20 protein-coding genes and 1 pseudogene are annotated in these 22,439 nt (G+C 60.1%); 19 read left to right on the top strand and 2 right to left on the bottom strand.

Annotated features, from left to right (window positions below):
- Positions 1-2 precede the first annotated feature (2 nt).
- The 10 genes from rplO to bfr all read left to right on the top strand — a co-directional run bounded on the left by rplO (position 3) and on the right by bfr (position 7,138).
- On the top strand, positions 3-437 hold the full coding sequence (rplO, locus tag NMB38_RS19425) for a 50S ribosomal protein L15 (protein ID WP_023535012.1): 435 nt from the start codon (positions 3-5) through the stop codon (positions 435-437).
- Positions 438-1,769 carry a preprotein translocase subunit SecY gene (gene secY / locus NMB38_RS19420; protein ID WP_003257108.1) on the top strand — a complete coding sequence of 444 codons (1,332 nt, stop codon included), beginning with the start codon at positions 438-440 and terminating at the stop codon, positions 1,767-1,769.
- Between the two features lie 28 nt (positions 1,770-1,797).
- The gene (rpmJ, locus tag NMB38_RS19415; protein WP_002555468.1) at positions 1,798-1,914 is read left to right on the top strand and encodes a 50S ribosomal protein L36; all 117 of its coding nucleotides are present in this window, start codon (positions 1,798-1,800) and stop codon (positions 1,912-1,914) included.
- A 131-nt stretch (positions 1,915-2,045) separates the two neighbouring features.
- The gene (rpsM, locus tag NMB38_RS19410; protein WP_009681976.1) at positions 2,046-2,402 is read left to right on the top strand and encodes a 30S ribosomal protein S13; all 357 of its coding nucleotides are present in this window, start codon (positions 2,046-2,048) and stop codon (positions 2,400-2,402) included.
- An 18-nt stretch (positions 2,403-2,420) separates the two neighbouring features.
- Positions 2,421-2,810, top strand: a complete 390-nt coding sequence (rpsK, locus tag NMB38_RS19405; protein WP_003255454.1) for a 30S ribosomal protein S11 — start codon at positions 2,421-2,423, stop codon at positions 2,808-2,810.
- 15 nt (positions 2,811-2,825) lie between these two features.
- Entirely contained in the window at positions 2,826-3,446 is a 621-nt protein-coding gene (gene rpsD, locus NMB38_RS19400) for a 30S ribosomal protein S4 (RefSeq protein ID WP_003257114.1), read from the top strand.
- A 22-nt stretch (positions 3,447-3,468) separates the two neighbouring features.
- Positions 3,469-4,470: a DNA-directed RNA polymerase subunit alpha gene (locus tag NMB38_RS19395; protein WP_003255452.1), complete on the top strand. Its 1,002-nt coding sequence runs from the start codon at positions 3,469-3,471 to the stop codon at positions 4,468-4,470.
- 42 nt (positions 4,471-4,512) lie between these two features.
- Complete coding sequence (gene rplQ, locus NMB38_RS19390; RefSeq protein ID WP_003255451.1) at positions 4,513-4,899, top strand: 50S ribosomal protein L17; 387 nt, start codon at positions 4,513-4,515, stop codon at positions 4,897-4,899.
- Between the two features lie 171 nt (positions 4,900-5,070).
- Complete coding sequence (locus tag NMB38_RS19385) at positions 5,071-6,510, top strand: catalase (RefSeq protein ID WP_027915106.1); 1,440 nt, start codon at positions 5,071-5,073, stop codon at positions 6,508-6,510.
- A gap of 163 nt (positions 6,511-6,673) precedes the next feature.
- The gene (bfr, locus tag NMB38_RS19380; RefSeq protein WP_023534970.1) at positions 6,674-7,138 is read left to right on the top strand and encodes a bacterioferritin; all 465 of its coding nucleotides are present in this window, start codon (positions 6,674-6,676) and stop codon (positions 7,136-7,138) included.
- A 95-nt stretch (positions 7,139-7,233) separates the two neighbouring features.
- Here bfr and uvrA read toward each other — a convergent pair whose 3' ends face one another.
- Positions 7,234-10,068 carry an excinuclease ABC subunit UvrA gene (uvrA, locus tag NMB38_RS19375; protein ID WP_028687678.1) on the bottom strand — a complete coding sequence of 945 codons (2,835 nt, stop codon included), beginning with the start codon at positions 10,066-10,068 and terminating at the stop codon, positions 7,234-7,236.
- Between the two features lie 129 nt (positions 10,069-10,197).
- On the opposite strand from uvrA, the gene NMB38_RS19370 reads away from it, so the two are divergent.
- The 3 genes from NMB38_RS19370 to NMB38_RS19360 all read left to right on the top strand — a co-directional run bounded on the left by NMB38_RS19370 (position 10,198) and on the right by NMB38_RS19360 (position 12,817).
- The gene (locus NMB38_RS19370; protein WP_282478465.1) at positions 10,198-11,592 is read left to right on the top strand and encodes an MFS transporter; all 1,395 of its coding nucleotides are present in this window, start codon (positions 10,198-10,200) and stop codon (positions 11,590-11,592) included.
- Positions 11,593-11,601: 9 nt separating this feature from the next.
- Positions 11,602-12,153 (top strand): single-stranded DNA-binding protein, encoded by a 552-nt coding sequence (locus NMB38_RS19365; protein ID WP_023534972.1) that lies wholly within the window; start codon positions 11,602-11,604, stop codon positions 12,151-12,153.
- A gap of 217 nt (positions 12,154-12,370) precedes the next feature.
- Positions 12,371-12,817, top strand: coding sequence for a hypothetical protein (locus tag NMB38_RS19360; protein ID WP_050587330.1), 447 nt, complete (start codon positions 12,371-12,373; stop codon positions 12,815-12,817).
- A gap of 58 nt (positions 12,818-12,875) precedes the next feature.
- Here NMB38_RS19360 and NMB38_RS19355 read toward each other — a convergent pair.
- Positions 12,876-13,175: pseudogene (locus tag NMB38_RS19355) on the bottom strand (transposase); the annotation flags it as partial.
- 165 nt (positions 13,176-13,340) lie between these two features.
- Here NMB38_RS19355 and fdnG point away from each other — a divergent pair.
- From fdnG to selB, 6 genes are all read left to right on the top strand, one after another.
- Positions 13,341-16,409, top strand: a complete 3,069-nt coding sequence (fdnG, locus tag NMB38_RS19350) for a formate dehydrogenase-N subunit alpha (protein ID WP_140174981.1) — start codon at positions 13,341-13,343, stop codon at positions 16,407-16,409.
- Positions 16,409-17,359, top strand: a complete 951-nt coding sequence (gene fdxH, locus NMB38_RS19345; protein WP_028687677.1) for a formate dehydrogenase subunit beta — start codon at positions 16,409-16,411, stop codon at positions 17,357-17,359. The genes fdnG and fdxH overlap by 1 nt, the downstream gene beginning before the upstream one ends.
- Positions 17,356-18,012, top strand: coding sequence for a formate dehydrogenase subunit gamma (locus tag NMB38_RS19340; RefSeq protein WP_027915110.1), 657 nt, complete (start codon positions 17,356-17,358; stop codon positions 18,010-18,012). Before fdxH ends, NMB38_RS19340 begins: the two co-directional genes overlap by 4 nt.
- Before the next feature lie 4 nt (positions 18,013-18,016).
- Positions 18,017-18,937, top strand: a complete 921-nt coding sequence (gene fdhE, locus NMB38_RS19335; protein WP_027915111.1) for a formate dehydrogenase accessory protein FdhE — start codon at positions 18,017-18,019, stop codon at positions 18,935-18,937.
- Between the two features lie 155 nt (positions 18,938-19,092).
- Positions 19,093-20,520, top strand: coding sequence for an L-seryl-tRNA(Sec) selenium transferase (gene selA / locus NMB38_RS19330; protein WP_027915112.1), 1,428 nt, complete (start codon positions 19,093-19,095; stop codon positions 20,518-20,520).
- Positions 20,517-22,424 carry a selenocysteine-specific translation elongation factor gene (selB, locus tag NMB38_RS19325; RefSeq protein ID WP_027915113.1) on the top strand — a complete coding sequence of 636 codons (1,908 nt, stop codon included), beginning with the start codon at positions 20,517-20,519 and terminating at the stop codon, positions 22,422-22,424. The genes selA and selB overlap by 4 nt, the downstream gene beginning before the upstream one ends.
- The last annotated feature ends 15 nt before the right edge of the window (positions 22,425-22,439 follow it).

Here is a 22,439-nt window from a genome sequence, read left to right as displayed (position 1 = left end):
CAATGAAACTCAATGATCTGAGTCCAGCGCCGGGTTCCCGTCGCGAGAAGCATCGTCCGGGCCGTGGTATCGGTAGCGGTTTGGGTAAGACTGGTGGCCGTGGTCACAAAGGTCAGACCTCCCGTTCCGGTGGCACCATCGCTCCGGGCTTCGAAGGCGGTCAACAGCCGCTGCACCGTCGTCTGCCGAAGTTCGGCTTCGTTTCCCTGAAAGCCATGGACCGCGCAGAAGTGCGTCTGTCCGAGTTGGCCAAAGTGGACGGCGACGTGATCTCCGTGCAATCCCTGAAGGATGCCAACGTGATCGGCCAGAACGTACAGCGTGTGAAAATCATGCTGTCTGGCGAAGTCACTCGCGCAGTCACCATCAAGGGTATCGCAGCCACCAAGGGTGCGCGTGCGGCTATCGAAGCAGCTGGCGGCAAGTTCGAGGAATAAATGGCTAAGCAAGGTGCTCTCTCTTCGCTCGGTAAGGGCGGGATGTCGGAACTCTGGGCTCGTCTGCGCTTTCTGTTCATGGCGATCATCGTCTATCGGATAGGTGCGCATATCCCGGTTCCCGGCATCAATCCGGACCGTCTGGCGGATCTGTTTCGGCAGAATGAGGGGACCATTCTTAGCTTGTTCAACATGTTTTCCGGTGGCGCGCTTGAGCGCATGAGCATCTTTGCATTGGGGATCATGCCGTACATTTCGGCATCGATCATCATGCAGCTGATGACCGCGGTCAGTCCGCAACTGGAGCAGTTGAAGAAGGAAGGTGAAGCTGGCCGTCGCAAGATCAGCCAGTACACCCGCTACGGCACCGTTATCCTGGCGCTGGTCCAAGCCATTGGCATGTCCATTGGCCTGGCCAACCAGGGCGTGGCGTTTTCTGTAGGCCTCGGCTTCCATGTCGTTGCCGTCTCCACCTTTGTGGCAGGCGCAATGTTCATGATGTGGCTGGGCGAGCAGATCACCGAGCGCGGTGTGGGCAACGGTATCTCGATGTTGATTTTCGCAGGTATCGTTGCCGGTCTTCCGAGAGCAATCGGGCAGTCTTTCGAGTCTGCACGCACGGGTGATATCAACATTTTCGCCCTGGTCGCTATCGGTTTGCTGGCAGTAGCGATCATCGGTTTCGTGGTGTTCATCGAGCGTGGTCAGCGGCGTATTGCCGTTCATTACGCCAAGCGCCAGCAGGGCCGCAAGGTCTTCGCTGCGCAGACCAGCCACTTGCCGCTGAAGGTGAACATGGCGGGGGTTATCCCGGCCATCTTCGCGAGCAGCATCTTGCTGTTCCCGGCTTCGCTGGGTGCCTGGTTCGGTCAGTCCGAAGGTATGGGCTGGCTGCAGGACATCTCGCAGTCGATCGCTCCTGGTCAGCCGTTGAACATTCTGCTGTTTAGTGCAGGGATCATTTTCTTCTGCTTCTTCTACACAGCATTGATGTTCAATCCGAAAGACGTAGCGGAAAACCTGAAGAAGTCCGGTGCCTTTATTCCGGGTATCCGTCCTGGTGAGCAGTCGGCGCGCTACATTGATGGCGTTCTGACTCGTCTGACCATGTTCGGTGCTCTTTACATGATGGCCGTCTGCCTTCTGCCCCAGTTCCTGGTGGTGGCAGCAAATGTGCCGTTCTACCTTGGCGGGACCTCGTTGCTGATTGTGGTAGTGGTTGTGATGGACTTCATGTCCCAAGTACAATCGCACCTCGTTTCGCACCAGTACGAATCCCTGATGAAGAAAGCCAACCTGAAAGGCTACGGTGGCAGCGGTTTGCTGCGCTGATAAGCCCCTAAGGTTCGAGGAGTCGGTAATGAAAGTTCGTGCATCGGTGAAAAAGCTGTGCCGCAACTGCAAGATCATCCGTCGCGAAGGCGTCGTACGAGTGATCTGCAGCGCGGAACCGCGTCACAAACAGCGCCAAGGCTGAGTGTGATTCGCGCTTCAAACCCAGCAGCTAGTGTGCTGCTGGGTTGATTATTTGTTTCTACAGCGATATTATCTCGCGCCCTATTTCTTGGCTTCCGGGGCGTAGGTAGCTGTCAATTGGAGTCCCACTGAATGGCCCGTATTGCAGGCGTTAACATTCCAGATAACAAGCATACTGTTATCTCGCTGACCTACATCTATGGTGTCGGTCGCACTACTGCACAGAAAATCTGTGTAGATGCTGGTGTAAATCCAGCCGCTAAGATCAAGGATCTGAGCGACGAGCAAATCGAAACCCTGCGTGGCGAAGTCGCGAAGTTCACCACCGAAGGTGACCTGCGCCGTGACGTAAACATGAAGATCAAGCGCTTGATGGACCTGGGTTGCTACCGCGGCCTGCGTCATCGTAAAGGTCTGCCGGTTCGCGGTCAGCGCACCAAGACCAACGCACGCACCCGTAAGGGCCCGCGTAAGCCGATCCGCAAGTAATCGCCCAGGAATATAGACATGGCAAAACCTGCTGCTCGTCCTCGTAAAAAAGTCAAAAAGACAGTGGTTGATGGCATCGCCCACATCCACGCCTCTTTTAACAACACCATCGTGACCATCACCGACCGTCAGGGCAATGCTTTGTCCTGGGCGACCTCCGGTGGTTCGGGTTTCCGTGGTTCGCGCAAATCCACCCCGTTCGCAGCCCAGATCGCTGCTGAGCGTGCTGGTCAAGCTGCGCTGGAATACGGTCTGAAGAACCTCGACGTAAACGTCAAGGGTCCAGGTCCAGGTCGTGAGTCCGCCGTTCGTGCATTGAACAGCTGCGGCTACAAGATCGCCAGCATCACCGACGTGACGCCAATCCCGCATAACGGGTGCCGTCCGCCGAAGAAGCGTCGCGTGTAATCAGGAGACAGATAAATGGCACGTTACATTGGTCCAAAATGCAAACTGTCTCGTCGTGAAGGCACCGATCTGTTCCTGAAGAGCGGCGTTCGCGCTCTGGAATCGAAGTGCAACATCGAAGCAGCCCCAGGTATCCACGGCCAGCGCCGTGGCCGTCAGTCCGACTACGGTACCCAGCTGCGCGAGAAACAAAAAGTCCGTCGTATCTACGGTGTTCTGGAGCGTCAGTTCCGCGGTTACTACCAAGCTGCTGCCTCGAAAAAAGGCGCAACCGGTGAGAACCTGCTGCAACTGCTCGAGTGCCGTCTGGATAACGTCGTTTACCGTATGGGCTTCGGCTCGACTCGTTCCGAGTCCCGTCAGCTGGTTTCGCACAAAGCGATCAGCGTCAACGGTAAGACTGTAAACATTCCATCCTACCAAGTTCGTCCGGGTGACGTGGTCGCGGTTCGTGAGAAGTCGCTGAACCAGCTGCGCATTGTTCAAGCCCTTGAACTGTGTGCCCAGCGTGGCCGCGTTGAGTGGGTTGACGTGGATGCTGCCAAAAAGTCGGGCGTTTTCAAGAACGTTCCTGCTCGCAGCGACCTGTCTGCCGACATCAACGAAAACCTGATTGTCGAGCTCTACTCCAAGTAAGGGCTAGAAAATAGGTGCATCCATGCAGATTTCGGTAAATGAGTTCCTGACTCCCCGCCACATTGATGTGCAGGTAGTCAGTCCGACCCGCGCCAAGATCACGCTCGAGCCTCTCGAGCGTGGCTTCGGCCATACCCTGGGCAACGCGCTGCGCCGCATCCTGTTGTCCTCCATGCCTGGCTGTGCAGTAGTCGAGGCCGAGATCGATGGCGTACTCCACGAGTACTCCGCGATCGAAGGTGTACAGGAAGATGTCATTGAAATCCTGTTGAACCTGAAAGGCCTGGCTATCAAACTGCACGGTCGTGACGAAGTTACGCTGACCTTGTCGAAAAAGGGTTCGGGGGTGGTTACCGCTGCCGATATTCAGCTGGATCACGATGTCGAGATCGTCAACCCCGATCACGTAATCGCGAACCTGGCGTCGAATGGCGCCCTGAACATGAAGCTCACTGTAGCTCGTGGTCGCGGTTACGAGCCGGCCGACTCCCGTCAGACCGACGAAGACGAAAGCCGTAGCATTGGCCGTCTGCAGTTGGACGCTTCGTTCAGCCCTGTGCGTCGTATCGCCTATGTGGTCGAGAACGCACGTGTTGAACAGCGTACCAACTTGGACAAGCTGGTCATTGATCTGGAAACCAACGGCACCCTGGATCCTGAAGAGGCTATCCGCCGCGCCGCGACCATCCTGCAACAGCAGTTGGCCGCGTTCGTCGACCTCAAAGGTGACAGTGAGCCTGTCGTAGTCGAGCAGGAAGACGAGATCGATCCGATCCTGCTACGTCCGGTTGACGACCTGGAACTGACTGTACGTTCGGCCAACTGCCTGAAGGCGGAGAACATCTACTACATCGGCGACCTGATTCAGCGTACCGAAGTAGAGCTGTTGAAGACTCCTAACCTTGGCAAGAAGTCCCTGACTGAAATCAAGGACGTCCTGGCCTCTCGTGGTCTGTCTCTCGGCATGCGCCTCGACAACTGGCCGCCTGCAAGTCTTAAGAAAGACGACAAGGCGACCGCCTGATCGTCGTAATCACCGAACGTAGTGTTTGGTAAGGAATGAATCATGCGTCATCGTAAAAGTGGACGTCACCTGAGCCGCACCAGCTCTCACCGCAAGGCTATGTTCCAGAACATGGCAGTGTCGTTGATCGAGCACGAGCTGATCAAAACCACCCTGCCGAAAGCCAAGGAACTGCGTCGCGTTGCCGAGCCGCTGATCACCCTGGCCAAGGAAGACAGCGTTGCCAACCGTCGTCTGGCCTTCGACCGTACCCGTTCGAAGTCCGCTGTTGGTAAACTGTTCAACGATCTGGGCAAGCGCTACGCCACCCGTCAGGGCGGTTACCTGCGCATCCTGAAGTGCGGTTTCCGCGCTGGCGACAACGCGCCAATGGCGTACGTCGAGCTGGTTGATCGTCCAGTCGGTGGTGCTGTAGAAGCTGCCGAGTAAGACGTTTTGTCTGCTACAAAGAACCGGGCCTAGTGCCCGGTTTTTTGTATTTCAGGTTATTAAAACTATCTATCACATTCAGTAATTCAATAAATTTCCAGGTGGGGCTAATTCTGCTGATAATCCTCTCAAGCCGATAAACAGGCATTTGAGACTGATCGAGGAGAGCCCATGAGCAAAACGCTTACTACCGCCAGCGGTGCACCTGTAGCGGATAACCAGAATTCCCGTACCGCAGGTCAACGCGGTCCACTGCTGCTCGATGACTTCCACCTGATCGAGAAGCTGGCGCATTTCAACCGCGAAAACATCCCTGAGCGACGTGTGCATGCCAAAGGCTCTGGTGCCTACGGTACGTTCACGGTGACGCGCGACATTACTCACCTCACCAGTGCGAAACTGTTTGAGCAAATTGGCAAGCAGACCGAAACGTTTCTGCGATTTTCCACGGTAGGTGGGGAGCGTGGCTCGGCCGACACAGAGCGTGACCCACGAGGGTTTGCGGTCAAGTTCTATACGGAAGAAGGCAACTGGGACATCGTCGGCAATAACACGCCGGTGTTCTTCATCCGTGATCCACTGAAGTTTCCAGACTTCATTCACACGCAAAAACGCCATCCTCAGACCAATCTGAAGAATGCCCAAATGATGTGGGACTTCTGGTCTCATTCGCCGGAAGCGCTGCACCAGGTCACGATCTTGTTTTCGGACCGCGGTATCCCCGACGGTTATCGGCATATGCACGGCTTCGGCAGCCATACCTACAGCTTGATCAGCGCCGACGGTCAGCGTACGTGGGTCAAATGGCACTTCAAGACCCAGCAGGGCATCAAGAACCTGGCGCCTGCTGAAGCTGCGCGTCTGGCCGGCACCGATCCGGATTACGCCCAGCGCGACCTGTACGAGGCCATCGAGCGTGGCGACCACCCGCGCTGGACGGTGTGCATTCAGGTCATGGCTGAAGCAGAGGCCGCGAACCGTTCCGAAAATCCGTTCGACGTGACCAAGACCTGGTCGCAGAAAGATTACCCGCTGATCGAAGTGGGTGTACTGGAGCTCAACCGCAACCCACTGAACTACTTCGCCGAAGTCGAGCAGGCTGCATTCGGTCCGAGCAACATGGTGCCTGGGGTGGGGCTGTCACCTGATCGCATGCTGCAAGGCCGCGTGTTCGCCTATGCCGATGCGCACCGCTATCGGGTAGGCACCAACCATCAGCAATTGCCGGTGAATGCCCCCCGGTGTGCTGTCAACAGCTACCAGCGTGATGGCTCGATGGCGCTGGGTACCTACGGTGGGGCACCCAATTATGAGCCCAACAGCTACGCGGATGCTCCCAAGCAATCGCCGCGTCATGGTGAGCCTGGGCTTGCGCTGAATGGTTTGGCCGACCGGTATGATCATCGCGAGGACACCGATTACTTCAGCCACGCGGGCGCCCTGTTCCGGCTGATGAGCCAGGCGCAGCAGGAGCTACTGGTCAACAACATTGCGGGGGCCATGTCCGGAGTTACCGACGATGTCATCCAGCGTCAATTGCAATACTTCTTCAAAGCCGATCCCGCTTACGGGGCAGGTGTCGCAAAGGCGCTTGGGATGAATATCGCCTAAGTCGAAGTGATAAGAATAACCGCCCTCATTTGGGCGGTTTTTCAATGAATATCACTACCGTTTGCCCGATTTTTTCCAGTGAGTCGCGCGGTTTTCAGTGACCAGGCGCACAACGTGGTTCACACTATGCGGCATACACGCTTTCACATGGAGAACCCCGGCGATGCAAGGCCACCCAGACGTCATCAATTACCTCGTCATGCTGCTGAAGGGCGAACTGGCTGCACGTGACCAGTACTTCATTCACTCGCGCATGTACGAAGACTGGGGCCTGACCAAGCTCTACGAGCGCATCAACCATGAGATGGAAGAAGAGGCGCAGCACGCTGACGCTTTGATGCGCCGCATTCTCATGCTCGAGGGCACCCCGGACATGCGTGCGGACGATCTCGAAGTGGGAACCACTGTCCCTGAAATGATCGAAGCGGATTTGAAGCTCGAATACAAAGTGCGAGCGGCGCTTTGCAAGGGGATCGAGTTGTGCGAACTGCACAAGGATTATGTGAGCCGTGACATTCTGCGCGCGCAATTGGCCGATACCGAGGAAGATCACACCTATTGGCTCGAGAAGCAGCAAGGCTTGATCAAGGCGATCGGTCTGCAGAATTACCTGCAATCACAGATGTAATGCTTCGATTGCATTGTGCTTGGGCCTTGTAGTGGCTCTAGCATGAAAGCGATGAGCCGATAAGAAAGGGGCGCCTAGGCGCCCCTTCACGTTCATCACGCTCGGTCTCGCTCCAGCAGAGGCTTGAGGTAGTGCCCGGTGTAGGATTGTTTCATCTTGCTCAGTTCCTCGGGCGTACCGCATGCGATGATCTGCCCACCCTTTGAGCCGCCCTCCGGCCCGAGGTCCACCAGCCAATCGGCTGTCTTGATGACGTCCAGGTTGTGCTCGATGACCACCACGGTGTTGCCATGGTCACGAAGCCGGTGTAGAACGTCCAGCAGCTGCTGGATATCGGCGAAGTGCAGGCCCGTAGTAGGCTCGTCCAGGATATACAAGGTCTTACCGGTATCGCGCTTGGACAGCTCCCGTGACAGCTTCACGCGCTGGGCTTCGCCCCCCGAAAGCGTCGTCGCCGATTGACCTAGCTTGATGTAGGAAAGCCCTACGTCCATCAGGGTCTGGAGCTTGCGCGCCAATGCAGGCACCGCATCGAAGAACTCACGCGCATCCTCGATGGTCATTTCCAGCACCTCGTGGATGTTCTTGCCCTTGTACTTGATCTCCAGCGTTTCGCGGTTGTAGCGCTTGCTCTTGCACACATCGCAAGGCACGTAGATGTCCGGGAGGAAATGCATTTCCACCTTGATCAGGCCGTCGCCCTGGCACGCTTCGCAGCGCCCGCCTTTCACGTTGAACGAGAACCGGCCTGGGCCATACCCGCGCGAGCGTGATTCAGGCACCCCAGAGAACAGCTCGCGGATCGGCGTGAAGATCCCTGTGTAGGTGGCAGGGTTGGACCGGGGGGTGCGGCCGATGGGGCTCTGGTCGATATCCACCACCTTGTCCAGGTGCTGCAACCCGTCCATGCTGGCATGGGGCGCCGCTTCCAGGCTGCTCGCGCCGTTCAGGGCGGTGGCTGCGAGCGGGAACAGGGTGTTGTTGATGAGCGTGGACTTGCCGGAGCCTGAGACGCCGGTCACGCAGGTCAGCAGCCCGATGGGGATTTCCAGATCGACGTTCTGAAGGTTGTTGCCACGTGCGCCCTTGAGCTTGAGCTGCAGCTTTTTGTCGCGCGGTGTGCGCTTGGCAGGGACCACGATCTTTCTACGGCCGGACAGGTACTGGCCGGTTACGGAGTCCGGGTGGTCCATGACTTCCTGAGGCGTACCCTCAGCGACGATCTTGCCGCCATGCACGCCGGCCCCTGGCCCAATGTCCACCACGTAGTCCGCCAGGCGGATCGCATCCTCGTCATGCTCGACGACGATTACGGTGTTGCCCAGATCACGCAGGTGATTGAGGGTGGCGAGCAAGCGATCGTTGTCGCGCTGATGAAGGCCAATTGACGGCTCGTCCAGGATATACATCACCCCCACCAAGCCTGCCCCGATCTGGCTGGCGAGGCGGATGCGCTGAGCCTCACCACCGGACAGGGTTTCTGCGCTACGGTCAAGGGTGAGGTAATCCAGGCCCACGTTCACCAGGAACTGCAACCGTTCGCAGATTTCCTTGAGAATCTTGGCCGCGATTTCGCCACGGCGACCGGTCAGGGTCAGCGTGCTGAAGTAGCCACTGGCGTCACCGATCGGCATGTTGGCGACCGCCGGCAGCGTCTTCTCACCGACCCACACATGACGCGCCTCGCGCCGCAGCCGCGTGCCACGGCAGTCCGGGCACGGCTGGGTGCCCAGGTACTTGGCCAGTTCCTCGCGTACGGTATTGGACTCGGTTTCGCGGTAGCGGCGTTCCAGGTTGGGGATGATCCCTTCGAACGGGTGCGAGCGCTTGACGATGTCACCCCGGTCGTTGAGGTACTTGAAGTCCACGCTGTGCTTGCCGCTGCCTTGCAGGATCACCTTCTGATGCTCCGGCGCAAGCTCGCCGAATGCTTCGTCCAGGCTGAAGTCGTAATGCGCAGCCAGCGACCCCAGCATCTGGAAGTAGTAGACGTTACGGCGATCCCACCCGCGAATGGCGCCTTCGGCCAAGGTCAGTTCCGCATTGACCAGGCGCTTGGTATCGAAATACTGCTTCACGCCCAGGCCGTCACAGGTCGGGCAGGCACCGGCCGGGTTGTTGAACGAGAACAGCTTGGGTTCCAGTTCGCTGATCGCATGACCGCAAATGGGGCAGGCAAAGCGCGCCGAAAAAATGGTCTCTTCGCCTTTCTCGTCGTCCATGGGAGCGATCAGCGCGATACCATCCGCCAGCTTCAACGCGGTCTCGAACGACTCGGCCAATCGCTGCTGAAGATCGGCACGCACTTTGAAACGATCGACCACCACATCGATACTGTGCTTTTTCTGCTTGTCCAGCTTGGGCAACTCGTCCAGTTCGTAGAGTTTGCCGTTGACGCGGGCGCGGACGAAGCCTTGGGCGCGCAGCTCGTCGAACACCGCCAGGTGCTCACCCTTGCGCTCACGGATGACCGGGGCCAGGAGCATCAACTTGCTGCCTTCCGGGCGCTCCAGTACCAGGTCGACCATCTGGCTGACCGTTTGCGCTTCCAGGGGTATGTCATGGTCTGGGCAGCGGGGTGTCCCGACCCTGGCGTACAGCAGGCGCAAGTAGTCGTAGATCTCGGTGATGGTGCCGACGGTGGAGCGGGGGTTGTGTGAGGTGGATTTCTGTTCGATGGAAATGGCCGGTGACAGCCCTTCGATGGTATCGACGTCAGGCTTTTCCATCATCGAGAGGAACTGGCGGGCATACGCCGACAGCGATTCCACATAACGACGCTGGCCCTCGGCGTACAGCGTATCGAAGGCCAGGGATGACTTGCCCGAGCCCGACAGGCCGGTAATGACGATGAGCTTGTCCCGGGGCAGGGTCAGGTCGATGTTCTTCAGGTTGTGGGTACGTGCCCCACGAATCAGGATCTTGTCCACTGCGGCCTCGCTCGGCGGGCATAAACGAAGAATTATACGGCGCCCTGCCAGTACGCGGCAAAGCGTCGCGTAGATGCCGTCAAGCTGTCGGACTGATAGAATCGCCGCCGGTTCACACGAGATTAATCCATGCACGACACCCACAACGAGCGCATGAGCGGCAATGAAACCCGCGCCGCCGGCGGTCTGGCTCTGGTCTTCGCTTTTCGTATGCTGGGCATGTTCATGGTCTTGCCGGTCCTGGCCACCTATGGCATGGACCTGGCCGGCGCCACGCCCGCGCTGATTGGCCTGGCCATTGGCGCCTATGGCCTCACCCAGGCCGTGTTGCAGATTCCCTTCGGGATGATTTCAGACCGCATCGGCCGTCGACCCGTCATCTACCTGGGCTTGATCGTGTTTGCCCTGGGCAGCGTCCTGGCAGCCCAGGCCGATTCCATCTGGGGCATCATCGCAGGGCGCATCCTGCAAGGGGCCGGCGCCATTTCGGCGGCGGTGATGGCGCTGCTGTCGGACCTGACCCGGGAACAGCACCGCACCAAGGCCATGGCCATGATCGGGATGAGCATTGGTCTTTCCTTTGCAGTGGCAATGGTCGTCGGGCCTTTGCTGACAAGTGCCTTTGGCTTGTCAGGATTGTTCCTTGCAACGGCCGGCTTGGCCTTGGTTGGCATCGCGTTGATTGCCTTCGTGGTACCTGCCACGCACAACATTCTGCAGCATCGCGAATCGGGCGTTGCGCGTCAGGCCATCGGCCCGACCCTGCGTCACCCGGACCTTCTACGGCTGGATGTGAGCATCTTCATCCTGCATGCCATTCTCATGGCCAGCTTCGTCGCGCTGCCTCTGGCCTTCGTCGAGCGCGGCGGACTGCCCAAGGAACAACACTGGTGGGTCTACCTGACCGCGCTGTTCGTCTCATTTTTTGCAATGGTACCGTTCATCATCTACGGCGAAAAAAAGCGCAAGATGAAACGTGTGCTGGCCGGGGCCGTCAGCGTACTGCTGTTGGTCGAGCTATTCTTCTGGCAGTGGGCTGACGGTTTGCGCGGACTGGTGATCGGCACCGTGGTATTCTTCACCGCATTCAACCTGCTGGAGGCTTCGTTGCCTTCGCTGGTCAGCAAGGTGTCGCCAGCAGGTGGCAAGGGAACGGCGATGGGGGTGTACTCCACCAGCCAGTTTCTCGGTGCTGCGCTAGGGGGCATCCTGGGTGGCTGGCTGTTCCAGCATGGTGGGCTGAACACCGTGTTCCTTGGCTGCGCGATACTGTGTGCCATCTGGTTGGCCGTTGCCTTGAGCATGAACGAGCCACCGTATGTGACCAGCTTGCGCATGCCTTTGTCGCCGGAGGCCGCCAAGGATACTGGCCTGGCTGCACGGTTGATGGCCGTGCCCGGCGTGACCGACGCCGTTGTGGTCTCGGAAGAATCAGCCGTCTATATCAAACTGGATACGAAAATTTTGGACCGTACGACCCTGGAGCGCCTGATCAATCCGGCCTCAGCGGCGTGCGAAGCCTAGGAGAACGTTATGGCCCGTGGGGTTAACAAAGTCATTCTGGTCGGTACCTGTGGCCAGGATCCCGAAGTCCGCTACCTGCCCAACGGTAATGCCGTGACCAACCTGAGCCTGGCAACCAGCGAGCAATGGACCGACAAGCAGTCGGGCCAGAAGGTCGAGCGTACCGAATGGCACCGTGTGTCGCTGTTCGGCAAGGTTGCTGAGATTGCCGGCGAGTACCTGCGCAAAGGTTCGCAGTGCTACATCGAAGGCAAGCTGCAGACCCGTGAGTGGGAAAAAGACGGCATCAAGCGCTACACCACTGAAATCATCGTTGACATCAACGGCACCATGCAGCTGCTGGGCGGCCGTCCGCAGAACCAGCAAGGCGGCGGCGACCCGTACAACCAGGGTGGCGGTAACAACTACAACCAAGGTGGCGGTCAGCAGCAACAGTACAACCAGCAACCTGCGCGCCAGCAGGCCCCGCGCCCGCAACAGCAACAGCGCCCGGCGCCGCAGCAGCCAGCGCCGCAACCGGCGGCTGACTTCGACAGCTTTGATGATGATATTCCGTTCTGATTTGAACGGTAGGGCATCGCGCTACAGTAAAAACCCGGGGCAATTGCTCCGGGTTTTTTTATACTTGGGGCAGGGTCAACTATTAAGTTTGTTGGCGAGTAAGAACAGTACTCAATGAACTTTCTCCTTCTGCCGTAGGGTCTTTCCCAAGTTTGCATGACACCGACTATGCAGTGCCAATATTGCTTAGTATCTCAGCTTTGACAAGGAGAGGCTCATGCAATCAGGAACTGAACAGCGGGAGATAAAACTGACAGCGTCGACTGGGGACTATCACGTTTCGGGGTTCAGCGAAGACTACGCGGCATATCTCAAGGGTCGCGATAGAGGTGCTGAATATTCTGGCTGGTTCGTGATGGCGGTAGGTATCATCATCGCCTTGGTGGGCTTCGGTACGCTCGTTCTAGGCCCTGAAACGATTACGTACAACAGAGTGGCAGGCCCTACCTTGCTGCAGTACATACAGATGTACCCTGGGCCAATATTCAGTGTGGGTGGCGTCCTGTTTGCAATTGGTACCCGACTTCACGCCAGCAGCGAGGTCAGCCAGGAAGCGTTTCTACTGTCACGTTACAAGTTCATTGCTCCGGACGGCACATACGTCAATGACGACGTTAAACTTAGTTACTTGGGAGATGACAATTTTTCTATAACTACTCAATGATCTTTCAACTGACCACGCGGCCACTGCGGGGGCTACTGTCCGTCTCAATATCTGAGCGCTAGGTAGGGTACGGAGAAAGGCAACGTAAACACCGCATGGAGCAAGTCAGTGAGACCATCACGGCATGACTTCTGCGAGCTTGTCGAGACCCGTTCCAAGGGGGCGATCTTTTTTCAGCCAGCCGAACATGCGCTCGATGGACATGGTGTTGTAGGTATTTGCGCCGGTCGAACAACCTGGGCAAACCCGGCTTAGGCTTGCGCTTCATCGAGCGCTTCGGAATGACGGGCTGTATGCGGCACCGGTCGAAGTACTGACGCAACGCTTGTGCGTCATAGCCTTTGTCGGCGAGCAGCCACGTGCTGAGATGTATGATCTATCTTCAGCCTACCTGACCCACGTCATCGCACCTTTTCGATTCCTTGCTAGTCTTACCTGTTGGCGGTCATCAAACCGCCGTCACCGTGACTACCAAGAGGCGCCGGCCATGTTCTGTGCGTCCACATCTGATCAGGAGTGCACGATGGATCTCAACCGTCGGCAATTCTTCAAGGTCGCCGCCGTCGGCCTTGGAGGCTCGAGCCTTGCGGCGCTGGGCATGGCCCCAACGCCTGCGTTCGCCGAGCAAGTGCGCCACTTCAAGCTGGCGCATACCAAAGAAACCCGTAACACCTGCCCCTACTGCTCGGTCGGCTGCGGCTTGATCCTGTACAGCCAGGGTGATGCAGGCAAGAACGTCAAGCAGAACATCATCCACATCGAAGGTGACGCCGACCATCCGGTGAACCGCGGCACCCTTTGCCCCAAAGGCGCAGGTTTGCTCGACTTCATCCACAGTCCAAGCCGTCTCAAGTACCCCGAGGTGCGCAAGCCGGGTAGCAACGAGTGGGTACGCGTCAGCTGGGACGAAGCGCTCGATCGCGTGGCCGCCTTGATGAAGGAAGATCGCGACGCGAACTTCATCGAGAAAAATGCCCAGGGGCAGACGGTCAACCGCTGGCTCACCACCGGTTTTCTTGCCGCTTCCGCCGCCTCCAGCGAGGCCGGCTACCTGACTCACAAGGTTGTTCGCGCAACAGGCATGCTGGGGTTCGATAACCAAGCACGTGTCTGACATGGCCCGACGGTGGCAAGTCTTGCCCCGACGTACGGCCGTGGCGCCATGACCAACCACTGGTCCGATATCGCCAACGCGAATCTGGTCCTTGTGATGGGTGGCAACGCAGCAGAAGCGCATCCGTGCGGCTTCAAATGGGTGACCGAGGCCAAGGCGCACAACAAGGCGCGGCTGATCGTGGTCGACCCAAGGTTTACCCGTACCGCTTCGGTGGCCGATTACTACGCGCCCATCCGCACCGGTACCGACATCGCGTTCATGGGCGGGTTGATCAATTACCTGCTGAGCAATGACAAGATCCAGCACGAATATGTGCGCAATTACACCGACGTATCCTTCATCGTCAAGGACACCTATGGCTTCGAGGATGGCCTGTTCAGCGGCTATGACGAGAGCAAGCGCATTTATGCCGACAAGTCGGGCTGGGGTTACGAGCTGGGCGAGGACGGTTTTGCCAAGGTAGACCCGACACTTCAGCACCCACGCTGTGTGTTCCAGCTGATGAAGCAGCACTACAGCCGCTACACCCCAGAATTGGCGAGCATGACCTGTGGCATGCCGCAGGACGCCATGATGAAGGTTTGGGAAGAGATCGCCACCTGCTCGGCGCCGGGCAAGACCATGACGATCCTGTATGCGCTGGGGTGGACGCAACATTCGATCGGCGCGCAGATCATCCGCAGCGCGGCGATGGTGCAGCTGTTGTTGGGCAACGTGGGCATGCCAGGTGGGGGCGTGAATGCCTTGCGGGGTCACTCCAACATTCAGGGCCTGACCGACCTGGGGTTGCTGTCCAACTCGCTGCCGGGTTACCTGACACTTGCCGGCGACGCCGAGCAGGACTACGCCGCGTTCATCGACAAGCGTGCGTCCAAGCCGCTGCGCCCGGGGCAGCTGTCCTACTGGCAGAACTACGGCAAGTTCCACGTCAGCCTCATGAAAGCCTGGTACGGCCCCAACGCCACTGCCGACAACAACTGGGGCTACGATTGGCTGCCCAAGCTCGACGTGCCTGCCTACGACGTGCTGCGCATGTTCGAGATGATGAGCCAAGGCAAGGTCAACGGCTACATGTGCCAAGGTTTCAACCCGATTGCCGCCCTCCCTGACAAGAACCGCGTGACCGCGGCACTGGCCAAGCTCAAGTGGTTGGTAGTCATGGACCCGCTGGCCACCGAGACGTCCGAGTTCTGGCGCAACGTGGGGCCGTTCAACGATGTGGACACGGCCGGTATCCAGACCGAGGTGATCCGCCTGCCCACCACCTGCTTCGCTGAAGAGGATGGCTCGCTGGTCAACAGCAGCCGCTGGCTGCAATGGCACTGGAAAGGCGCCGACGGCCCGGGTGAAACCCGCACTGACGTGCAGATCATGAGCGAGTTGTTCCTGCGCTTGCGTCAGCGTTACCAGAAGGAAGGGGGTACCTACCCCGATCCTCTGCTGAACATTCACTGGCCCTACAAGATCGCCGAAGAGCCGTCACCTGAGGAGCTGGCGAAGGAGATGAACGGCTGGGCCGTGACGGACTTCACCGACCCGACCGGTGCGACCGTCAAGTCCGGTCAGCAACTGTCGGGCTTCGGCCAGCTCAAGGATGACGGCAGCACGGCTTCGGGCTGCTGGATCTTCGCCGGCTGCTGGACCGAGCAGGGCAACCAGATGGCGCGCCGCGACAACAGCGACCCCTACGGCATGCACCAGGTCCAGAACTGGGCGTGGGCCTGGCCGGCCAACCGACGCATTCTCTATAACCGTGCTTCCAGCGACCCGCAGGGCAAGCCTTGGGATCCGGAGAAGAAGCGTCTGGTCTGGTGGAACGGCAAGGCGTGGGGCGGGACCGACGTGCCTGATTTCAAGGTCGATTCGCCGCCGGAAGCGGGCATGAACCCATTCATCATGAACCCCGAGGGTGTGGCGCGTTTCTTCGCCATCGACAAGATGGCCGAAGGGCCGTTCCCCGAGCATTACGAGCCTTTCGAAACACCGATTGGCATCAACCCCCTGCACCCGAACAACAAGAAGGTCGTCAGCAACCCGGCAGGCCGCATCTTCGATTCGGTGTGGGAAACCTTGGGCACACATGATGAATTCCCCTACGCGGCCACCACCTATCGCCTGACCGAGCATTTCCACTTCTGGAGCAAGCATTGCCGGCTCAACGCCATTGCCCAGCCTGAGCAGTTCGTCGAGATTGGTGAAGTCCTGGCCAATGAAAAAGGCATCAAGGCAGGCGACAGGGTGCGTGTATCGAGCAAGCGCGGGCATATCGATGCGGTTGCGGTGGTGACCAAGCGGATACGTCCGCTGCAGGTCAACAACCAGACGGTGCATCAGATCGGCATCCCGCTGCACTGGGGCTTTACCGGGTCCACGCGGCACGGGTACCTGACCAACACCCTGGTTCCGTTCCTGGGTGATGGCAATACCCAGACACCGGAGTCCAAGTCCTTCCTCGTCAAAGTGGAGAAACTCTGATGGCCAGCCAAGACATCATCGCCCGGTCGGCCACCACCACAGTGCCGCCTTCGGTACGCGAGCAGGAGCAGGTGGCCAAGCTGATCGACACCACCAAGTGCATCGGCTGCAAGGCCTGCCAGGTGGCGTGTTCGGAATGGAACGAGTTGCGTGACGAGGTTGGGCACAACCACGGGACTTACGACAACCCTCAGGACCTGAGCGCCGAAACCTGGACATTGATGCGCTTCACCGAGCACGAGCGCGACGACGGCAACCTGGAGTGGCTCATCCGCAAGGATGGCTGCATGCACTGCGCAGATCCCGGTTGCCTGAAGGCGTGTCCAAGCCCAGGTGCGATCATCAAGCACGCCAACGGCATCGTCGACTTCAACCAGGACCATTGCATAGGCTGCGGCTACTGCATCACCGGCTGCCCGTTCAATATCCCGCGCATTTCCCAGAAGGATCACAAGGCCTACAAGTGCACGCTGTGTTCCGACCGTGTCAGCGTAGGGCTGGAGCCAGCTTGCGTTAAAACCTGCCCGACCGGCGCCATCGTTTTCGGCAGCAAGGACGAGATGAAGGTGCATGCCGATGAACGCATCGTCGACCTCAAGTCCCGAGGCTACGAGAACGCTGGGCTGTATGACCCCGACGGGGTAGGGGGCACCCATGTGATGTACGTATTGCACCATGCCGACACACCTAAGCTGTATGCCGGGCTCCCGGACCAGCCGGTGATCAGCCCGCTGGTGGGGCTGTGGAAGGGCTTCACCAAGCCGCTGGCCTTGCTGGCCATGGGGGCGGCGGTGCTGGCCGGCTTCTTCCACTACGTACGGGTCGGGCCGCAACGTGTCGAGGAGGACGAGCAGCCTGTAGCGTCCGACACCAGCGTGCACCAAGTCGACCCGGCAGTGCATGTGTTCGATCCGAACAAGCCTGATGGGCAAGGGGAGCAGCGGCCATGAACGACAACAAGCCTATCCTGCGTTACACCGCCAACGAGCGCAGCAACCACTGGGTAGTGGCGATCCTGTTCTTTCTGGCGGGCCTGTCGGGGCTGGCGCTGTTTCATCCCGCCTTGTTCTGGCTAAGCAATCTGTTCGGCGGCGGTCCATGGACACGCATCCTGCACCCGTTCCTGGGTGTGGCGATGTTCGTTTTCTTCCTGGGCCTAGTGGTGCGTTTCTGGCGTGCCAACTTCATTACCGCCAACGACCGCCTGTGGTTGCGCAGAATCGATCGGGTCATGCGCAACCAGGAGGACGGTGTGCCTGCCATCGGCAAGTACAATGCCGGCCAGAAACTGCTGTTCTGGACGCTGCTAGTGTGCATGCTGATCCTGATGGTCAGTGGCGTGGTGATCTGGCGTGCTTACTTCAGTCACTACTTCGACATCGGCGCCATACGCCTGGCCACCTTGCTACACGCCTTCGCGGCGTTCGTGCTGGTGCTCAGCATCATCGTGCACATCTACGCCGGCATCTGGATCAAGGGGTCGGTAGGCGCCATGCTGCATGGCTGGGTCAGCCGGGCCTGGGCGCGCAAGCACCATGAACTGTGGTATCGCGACGTGACCGGTGACAAAACGCCGACCGAGCACCGACGAAAAGAAGGATGAACGCTTGAGTACCGTACTTGAACCTGGGCAGATCGAAGCGTCGGCCGTCATGCCGCCGTTTCTGCACCTGCCACCAGGCAACCTCTTCGACGTGCGAGCGGCTCGCCTGGAGCGCTTGGCCCAGGGCCACGCCATGGGCGACTACCTGCTGTTGATCGCGCGGCTTTGCCGCATCCAACAGCAGCTTGTGGATAACCCGCCGAGTGCGCTGCCTGTTGCCGAGGACCGTCAGCGTCTGTGCATAAGTCACGGGCTGCCGCCCCTGGCTGCTGACAGCCTTGTGCGCGAAGGCGCATGGCTGGCGTGGTTGCAGGCGCTGCTCGATCATTTCGATGAGTCGGGCCAAGGGCCCCTGCAAGATGCACTGCACAGGCTGCGCATCAGTGACGATACCCAGCGCAAAGGTTGGGCAATTGCCCTGCTCAGCGGCCAGTACGATGCCGTGCCCCCTGCACTGGTGCCGTTCGTGGGCGCAGCCTTGCAGGCGGCCTGGTCAAGCTGGTTGCTGGCGCTGCCAAGCACCGAACTCAAGCCCGCTGCCAGCCTTGCCCAATGCCCGGCATGCGGCTCGCCGGCCATGGCGGGCGTGGTACGCAACCGTGGCAAGCACAACGGCTTGCGTTACCTTGCCTGTTCGTTGTGCGCCTGTGAGTGGCACGTGGTGCGGGTCAAGTGCGTGTACTGCGACTCCAGCAAAGACCTGCGCTACAGCGCGCTCGACGATGACCGTCACGGACCCGGCAAGGCACCGCTGCGTGCCGAGTGTTGCCCAGGGTGCAACAGCTACCTCAAGCAGCACTACCTGGAAAACGACGCAGCAGCCGAAGCGTTGGCCGACGACTTGGCCAGCCTGGCCCTGGACATGCGCCTGGACGAGGAGGGGTACCATCGTCTGGCACCCAACCTGATGGTCTCGCCCGGCTAGCGGTTGATTGTCTACACTGTGAGACCGAGTTGCCTTGCCCAGGCAAGCGTCCTTGACACGGGTTTCGAAGGTTCCCGGACCTGCGGATGCCTGCGTTACCGTCGCTTGCCTGCCACAAGGCCAGCAGACAATGGACCCGTCCAAGGTAGTACCGCATGCCCTCCAGCTTAGCCAGCGTCACGCCTCGCCTGCCTTCCATCGATACACTCCTGCGCCACACCGCCTGTCTTGCGCTCATCGAGCGTTACGGCCGTGAAGCTGTTCTGTCGACCTTGCGCCACTTGCTGAATGATCTGCGCGACCTTGTCCGCAATGGCCAGCTGAATGCTGCCGAGGTGGCGCCGGAGTTACTGCTGGGCCGCGCCGGCGAACGACTCGACGTCCAGCAACGCAGCCAGGTTCGCCGCGTGTTCAACCTCACCGGCACGGTGTTGCACACCAATCTGGGCCGCGCCTTGCTCCCCGAAGAAGCCATCGAGGCCATGGAATGCGCAGCGCGCTACCCGCTGAACCTCGAGTTCGACCTGAGCACGGGCAAGCGCGGTGATCGCGATGACCTGATCGAAGGGTTGATTCGCGAACTGACCGGCGCCGAGGCCGTCACCGTGGTGAACAACAATGCAGCCGCTGTGTTGCTGGCGCTCAACAGCTTGGGCGCCCGCAAGGAAGGCATCATCTCCCGTGGCGAGCTGATCGAGATCGGGGGCGCCTTCCGCATACCCGACATCATGGCCCGGGCCGGCGTCAGGCTGCACGAGATCGGCACCACCAACCGCACCCACGCCCGCGACTACGAGGCGGCCATCAGCCCGCGCACTGGGTTGCTGATGCGCGTGCACTGCAGTAATTACAGCATCCAGGGCTTTACCACCCAGGTACCCACCCCGGAGCTGGCCCGCATTGCCCGCCAGCACAACCTGCCGCTCCTCGAGGACCTGGGCAGTGGCAGCCTGCTGGACCTCACGCGCTGGGGGCTACCCGCCGAACCGACGGTGCGCCAGGCACTGAGCGATGGCGCCGACATTGTCACCTTCAGTGGCGACAAACTGCTGGGCGGTCCGCAGGCAGGGATCATCGTCGGGCGTAAGGACTTGATCGCCAGGATCAAGAAGAACCCGCTCAAGCGCGCCCTGCGCGTGGACAAGATCACCTTGGCCGCCCTGGAGGCCGTATTGGCGCTGTACCGCAACCCTGATCGCCTGGCCGAGCGCCTGCCCAGCCTGCGCCTGCTCACGCGTGCCCAGGCGGAGATTCACACCCAGGCCCTGCGCGTGGCGCCCGCGATGCAAGCCTGCCTGGGCGAGCAGTGGCGCGTCAGCGTAGAGCCGACGCTGGGCATGATCGGCAGCGGCAGCCAGCCTGTCGCCCGCTTGCCCAGCGCCGCCTTGTGCCTGCGTCCACAGGTGTCCAAGCGGCTGCGCGGGCGCAGCTTGCATGCTTTGGAGCGAGCGCTGCGTGAATTACCGGTGCCTGTGCTTGGGCGCATCGACGACGATGCGTTGTGGCTGGACTTGCGCCAGCTGGACGATGAACCCCAATGGCTGGCGCAGCTGCCAAGCCTGCAGTTGGGGGCCTTGCAGTGATCGTCGGTACCGCCGGGCACATCGATCACGGCAAGACGGCGCTGCTGCAGGCGCTCACCGGCCAAGCCGGGGACCAGCGTCAGGAGGAACAGGCCCGTGGCATGACCATCGACCTGGGTTATCGCTACGCGTCGCTGGCCGAGGAGGCGCCACTGACTGGCTTCATCGACGTGCCGGGCCACGAGCGGTTTGTCCACAACATGCTGGCCGGTGCCCACGGCATCGACCTGGTATTGCTGGTGGTGGCGGCAGACGATGGCGTCATGCCGCAGACCCGCGAGCACCTGGCGATCATCGAACTGTTGGGCATTCCCCAGGCGCTGGTGGCCATCAGCAAGTGCGACCGGGTCGAGCCCGCACGCGTGGAAGCGGTGAAGCAGCAAGTCAGCCAACTGCTGGCGCCTGGCCCGTATGCCGATGCGCTGCACTTTCCCGTATCCAGTACCGTTGGTACCGGCATCGACGCCTTGCGCCAGGCCCTGCTGGCGGCAGCGCCCCATGCCCGCCGTCGCAGTGTGGCCGGAGGCTTTCGTCTTGCCGTGGACCGGGCGTTCGCCGTTACGGGCGCGGGGGTAGTGGTGACCGGCACGGCGCTTGCGGGGCGGGTGACTGCTGGCGACACGTTGCTGCTGGGCAAGGCTGGCAAACCGGTGAGGGTGCGCGGGTTGCATGCTCAGAATCAGCCCGCGCTGGTGGCTGAGGCAGGGCAACGTGTGGCGCTCAACATCGTCGCCGAGCGCCTGGCGGTGGACCAGATACGCCGCGGCGATTGGCTGGTGCCGCAGTGGTTGCACGCGCCTAGCACACGCATCGATATCACCTTGAGCCTGCTGCCTGGCCAAGCCCGTGCCTTAGAGCACTTCAGTGCAGTGCACGTGCACCTGGGTACTCAGGACGTGACAGCCAGGGTGGCTTTGCTCGAGGGGCAGAGCTTGGCGGCGGGGCAGCGCATGTTCGCACAGTTGCTGCTCAACGCGCCGTTGCAAGCGGTGCATGGCGACCGTCTGGTGCTGCGCGATCAGCGCGCTCAGTACACGCTGGGCGGCGGCACGGTCCTGGACCCGTTCGCCCCCAGTCGTCAACGCCGCAGCGTCGAAAGGCTGCAACAGTTGCAGGTGCTGCGCGACTGTACAGGTCTTGAGCAGGCCTTGCCGGGTTTGCTGGCCAGCGCACCGGGTGGGCTAGATCCACAGCGCCTGGAGCGGCAGTTCAATCGCCTGCGTGACAGCTGGCAGTTACCCGACGACGTACGCGTGATCGCCACCCGCCAAGGCCAGTTGTTGTTCGCTGCAAGCCAGTGGCAGGCGCTCAAGCAACGTGTGCTGGCCCAGCTGGCGGCCTTTCACGAGCAGGAGCCCGATCAATTGGGCCCGGACCGTGACAGGCTGCGCCGTTTCGCGGCGTTGCCACTGGACAGGCCGGGGTTCGTCAGTTTGCTCGAGCAGTTGCTGGCCGAAGGCGCCGTAGCCGGCAGCGGCCCCTGGCTGCATTTGCCTGATCATCAGGTTCAGCTCAGTGCCGCGGATGAGGCGCTCTGGGCGCGCCTGCAGCCAAGGTTGCAGGCTGGCGCTTACGATCCGCCTTGGGTAAGGACATTGGCGAGCGAGGAAAAATGCGCCGAGGCCGATGTACGCCTGCTGCTGCGCAAGCTGGCGCGACTGGGGTTGGTGCATCAGGTGGTGCGGGACCTGTTCTACCCAGAGTCGACCCTACGCCGCATGGCAGAGCTGCTACAGCATCACATAGGTGACACGCCGGTAGTGCAGGTTGCTGCATTTCGCGATATGTTGGGCATCGGTCGCAAGCGCAGTGTGCAGATTCTGGAATATTTCGACCGCATCGGTCTGACCCGCAGGGTCGGCGATCAGCGGTACATTCGCAGTGACAGTGCCCTGGCCCGCTAGCAGGCCAGGCACCGA

The organism is Pseudomonas sp. FBCC-B35 (assembly GCF_059133755.1).
The sequence above is the reverse complement of the archived record's forward strand: the minus strand, read 5'-3'. Positions and strand labels throughout refer to the sequence as shown.

Bases quoted from the DNA above. Each gene is read 5' to 3' on its own strand.
- NMB38_RS19395 (WP_003255452.1), top strand. From the start codon at position 3,469: ATGCAGATTTCGGTAAATGAGTTCCTGACTCCCCGCCACATTGATGTG.
- rpsM (WP_009681976.1), top strand. From the start codon at position 2,046: ATGGCCCGTATTGCAGGCGTTAACATTCCAGATAACAAGCATACTGTT.
- selA (WP_027915112.1), top strand. From the start codon at position 19,093: ATGCCCTCCAGCTTAGCCAGCGTCACGCCTCGCCTGCCTTCCATCGAT.
- fdxH (WP_028687677.1), top strand. From the start codon at position 16,409: ATGGCCAGCCAAGACATCATCGCCCGGTCGGCCACCACCACAGTGCCG.
- rpsK (WP_003255454.1), top strand. From the start codon at position 2,421: ATGGCAAAACCTGCTGCTCGTCCTCGTAAAAAAGTCAAAAAGACAGTG.
- NMB38_RS19370 (WP_282478465.1), top strand. From the start codon at position 10,198: ATGCACGACACCCACAACGAGCGCATGAGCGGCAATGAAACCCGCGCC.
- NMB38_RS19385 (WP_027915106.1), top strand. From the start codon at position 5,071: ATGAGCAAAACGCTTACTACCGCCAGCGGTGCACCTGTAGCGGATAAC.
- NMB38_RS19340 (WP_027915110.1), top strand. From the start codon at position 17,356: ATGAACGACAACAAGCCTATCCTGCGTTACACCGCCAACGAGCGCAGC.
- NMB38_RS19365 (WP_023534972.1), top strand. From the start codon at position 11,602: ATGGCCCGTGGGGTTAACAAAGTCATTCTGGTCGGTACCTGTGGCCAG.
- rplO (WP_023535012.1), top strand. From the start codon at position 3: ATGAAACTCAATGATCTGAGTCCAGCGCCGGGTTCCCGTCGCGAGAAG.
- rpsD (WP_003257114.1), top strand. From the start codon at position 2,826: ATGGCACGTTACATTGGTCCAAAATGCAAACTGTCTCGTCGTGAAGGC.
- rpmJ (WP_002555468.1), top strand. From the start codon at position 1,798: ATGAAAGTTCGTGCATCGGTGAAAAAGCTGTGCCGCAACTGCAAGATC.
- rplQ (WP_003255451.1), top strand. From the start codon at position 4,513: ATGCGTCATCGTAAAAGTGGACGTCACCTGAGCCGCACCAGCTCTCAC.
- NMB38_RS19360 (WP_050587330.1), top strand. From the start codon at position 12,371: ATGCAATCAGGAACTGAACAGCGGGAGATAAAACTGACAGCGTCGACT.
- bfr (WP_023534970.1), top strand. From the start codon at position 6,674: ATGCAAGGCCACCCAGACGTCATCAATTACCTCGTCATGCTGCTGAAG.
- secY (WP_003257108.1), top strand. From the start codon at position 438: ATGGCTAAGCAAGGTGCTCTCTCTTCGCTCGGTAAGGGCGGGATGTCG.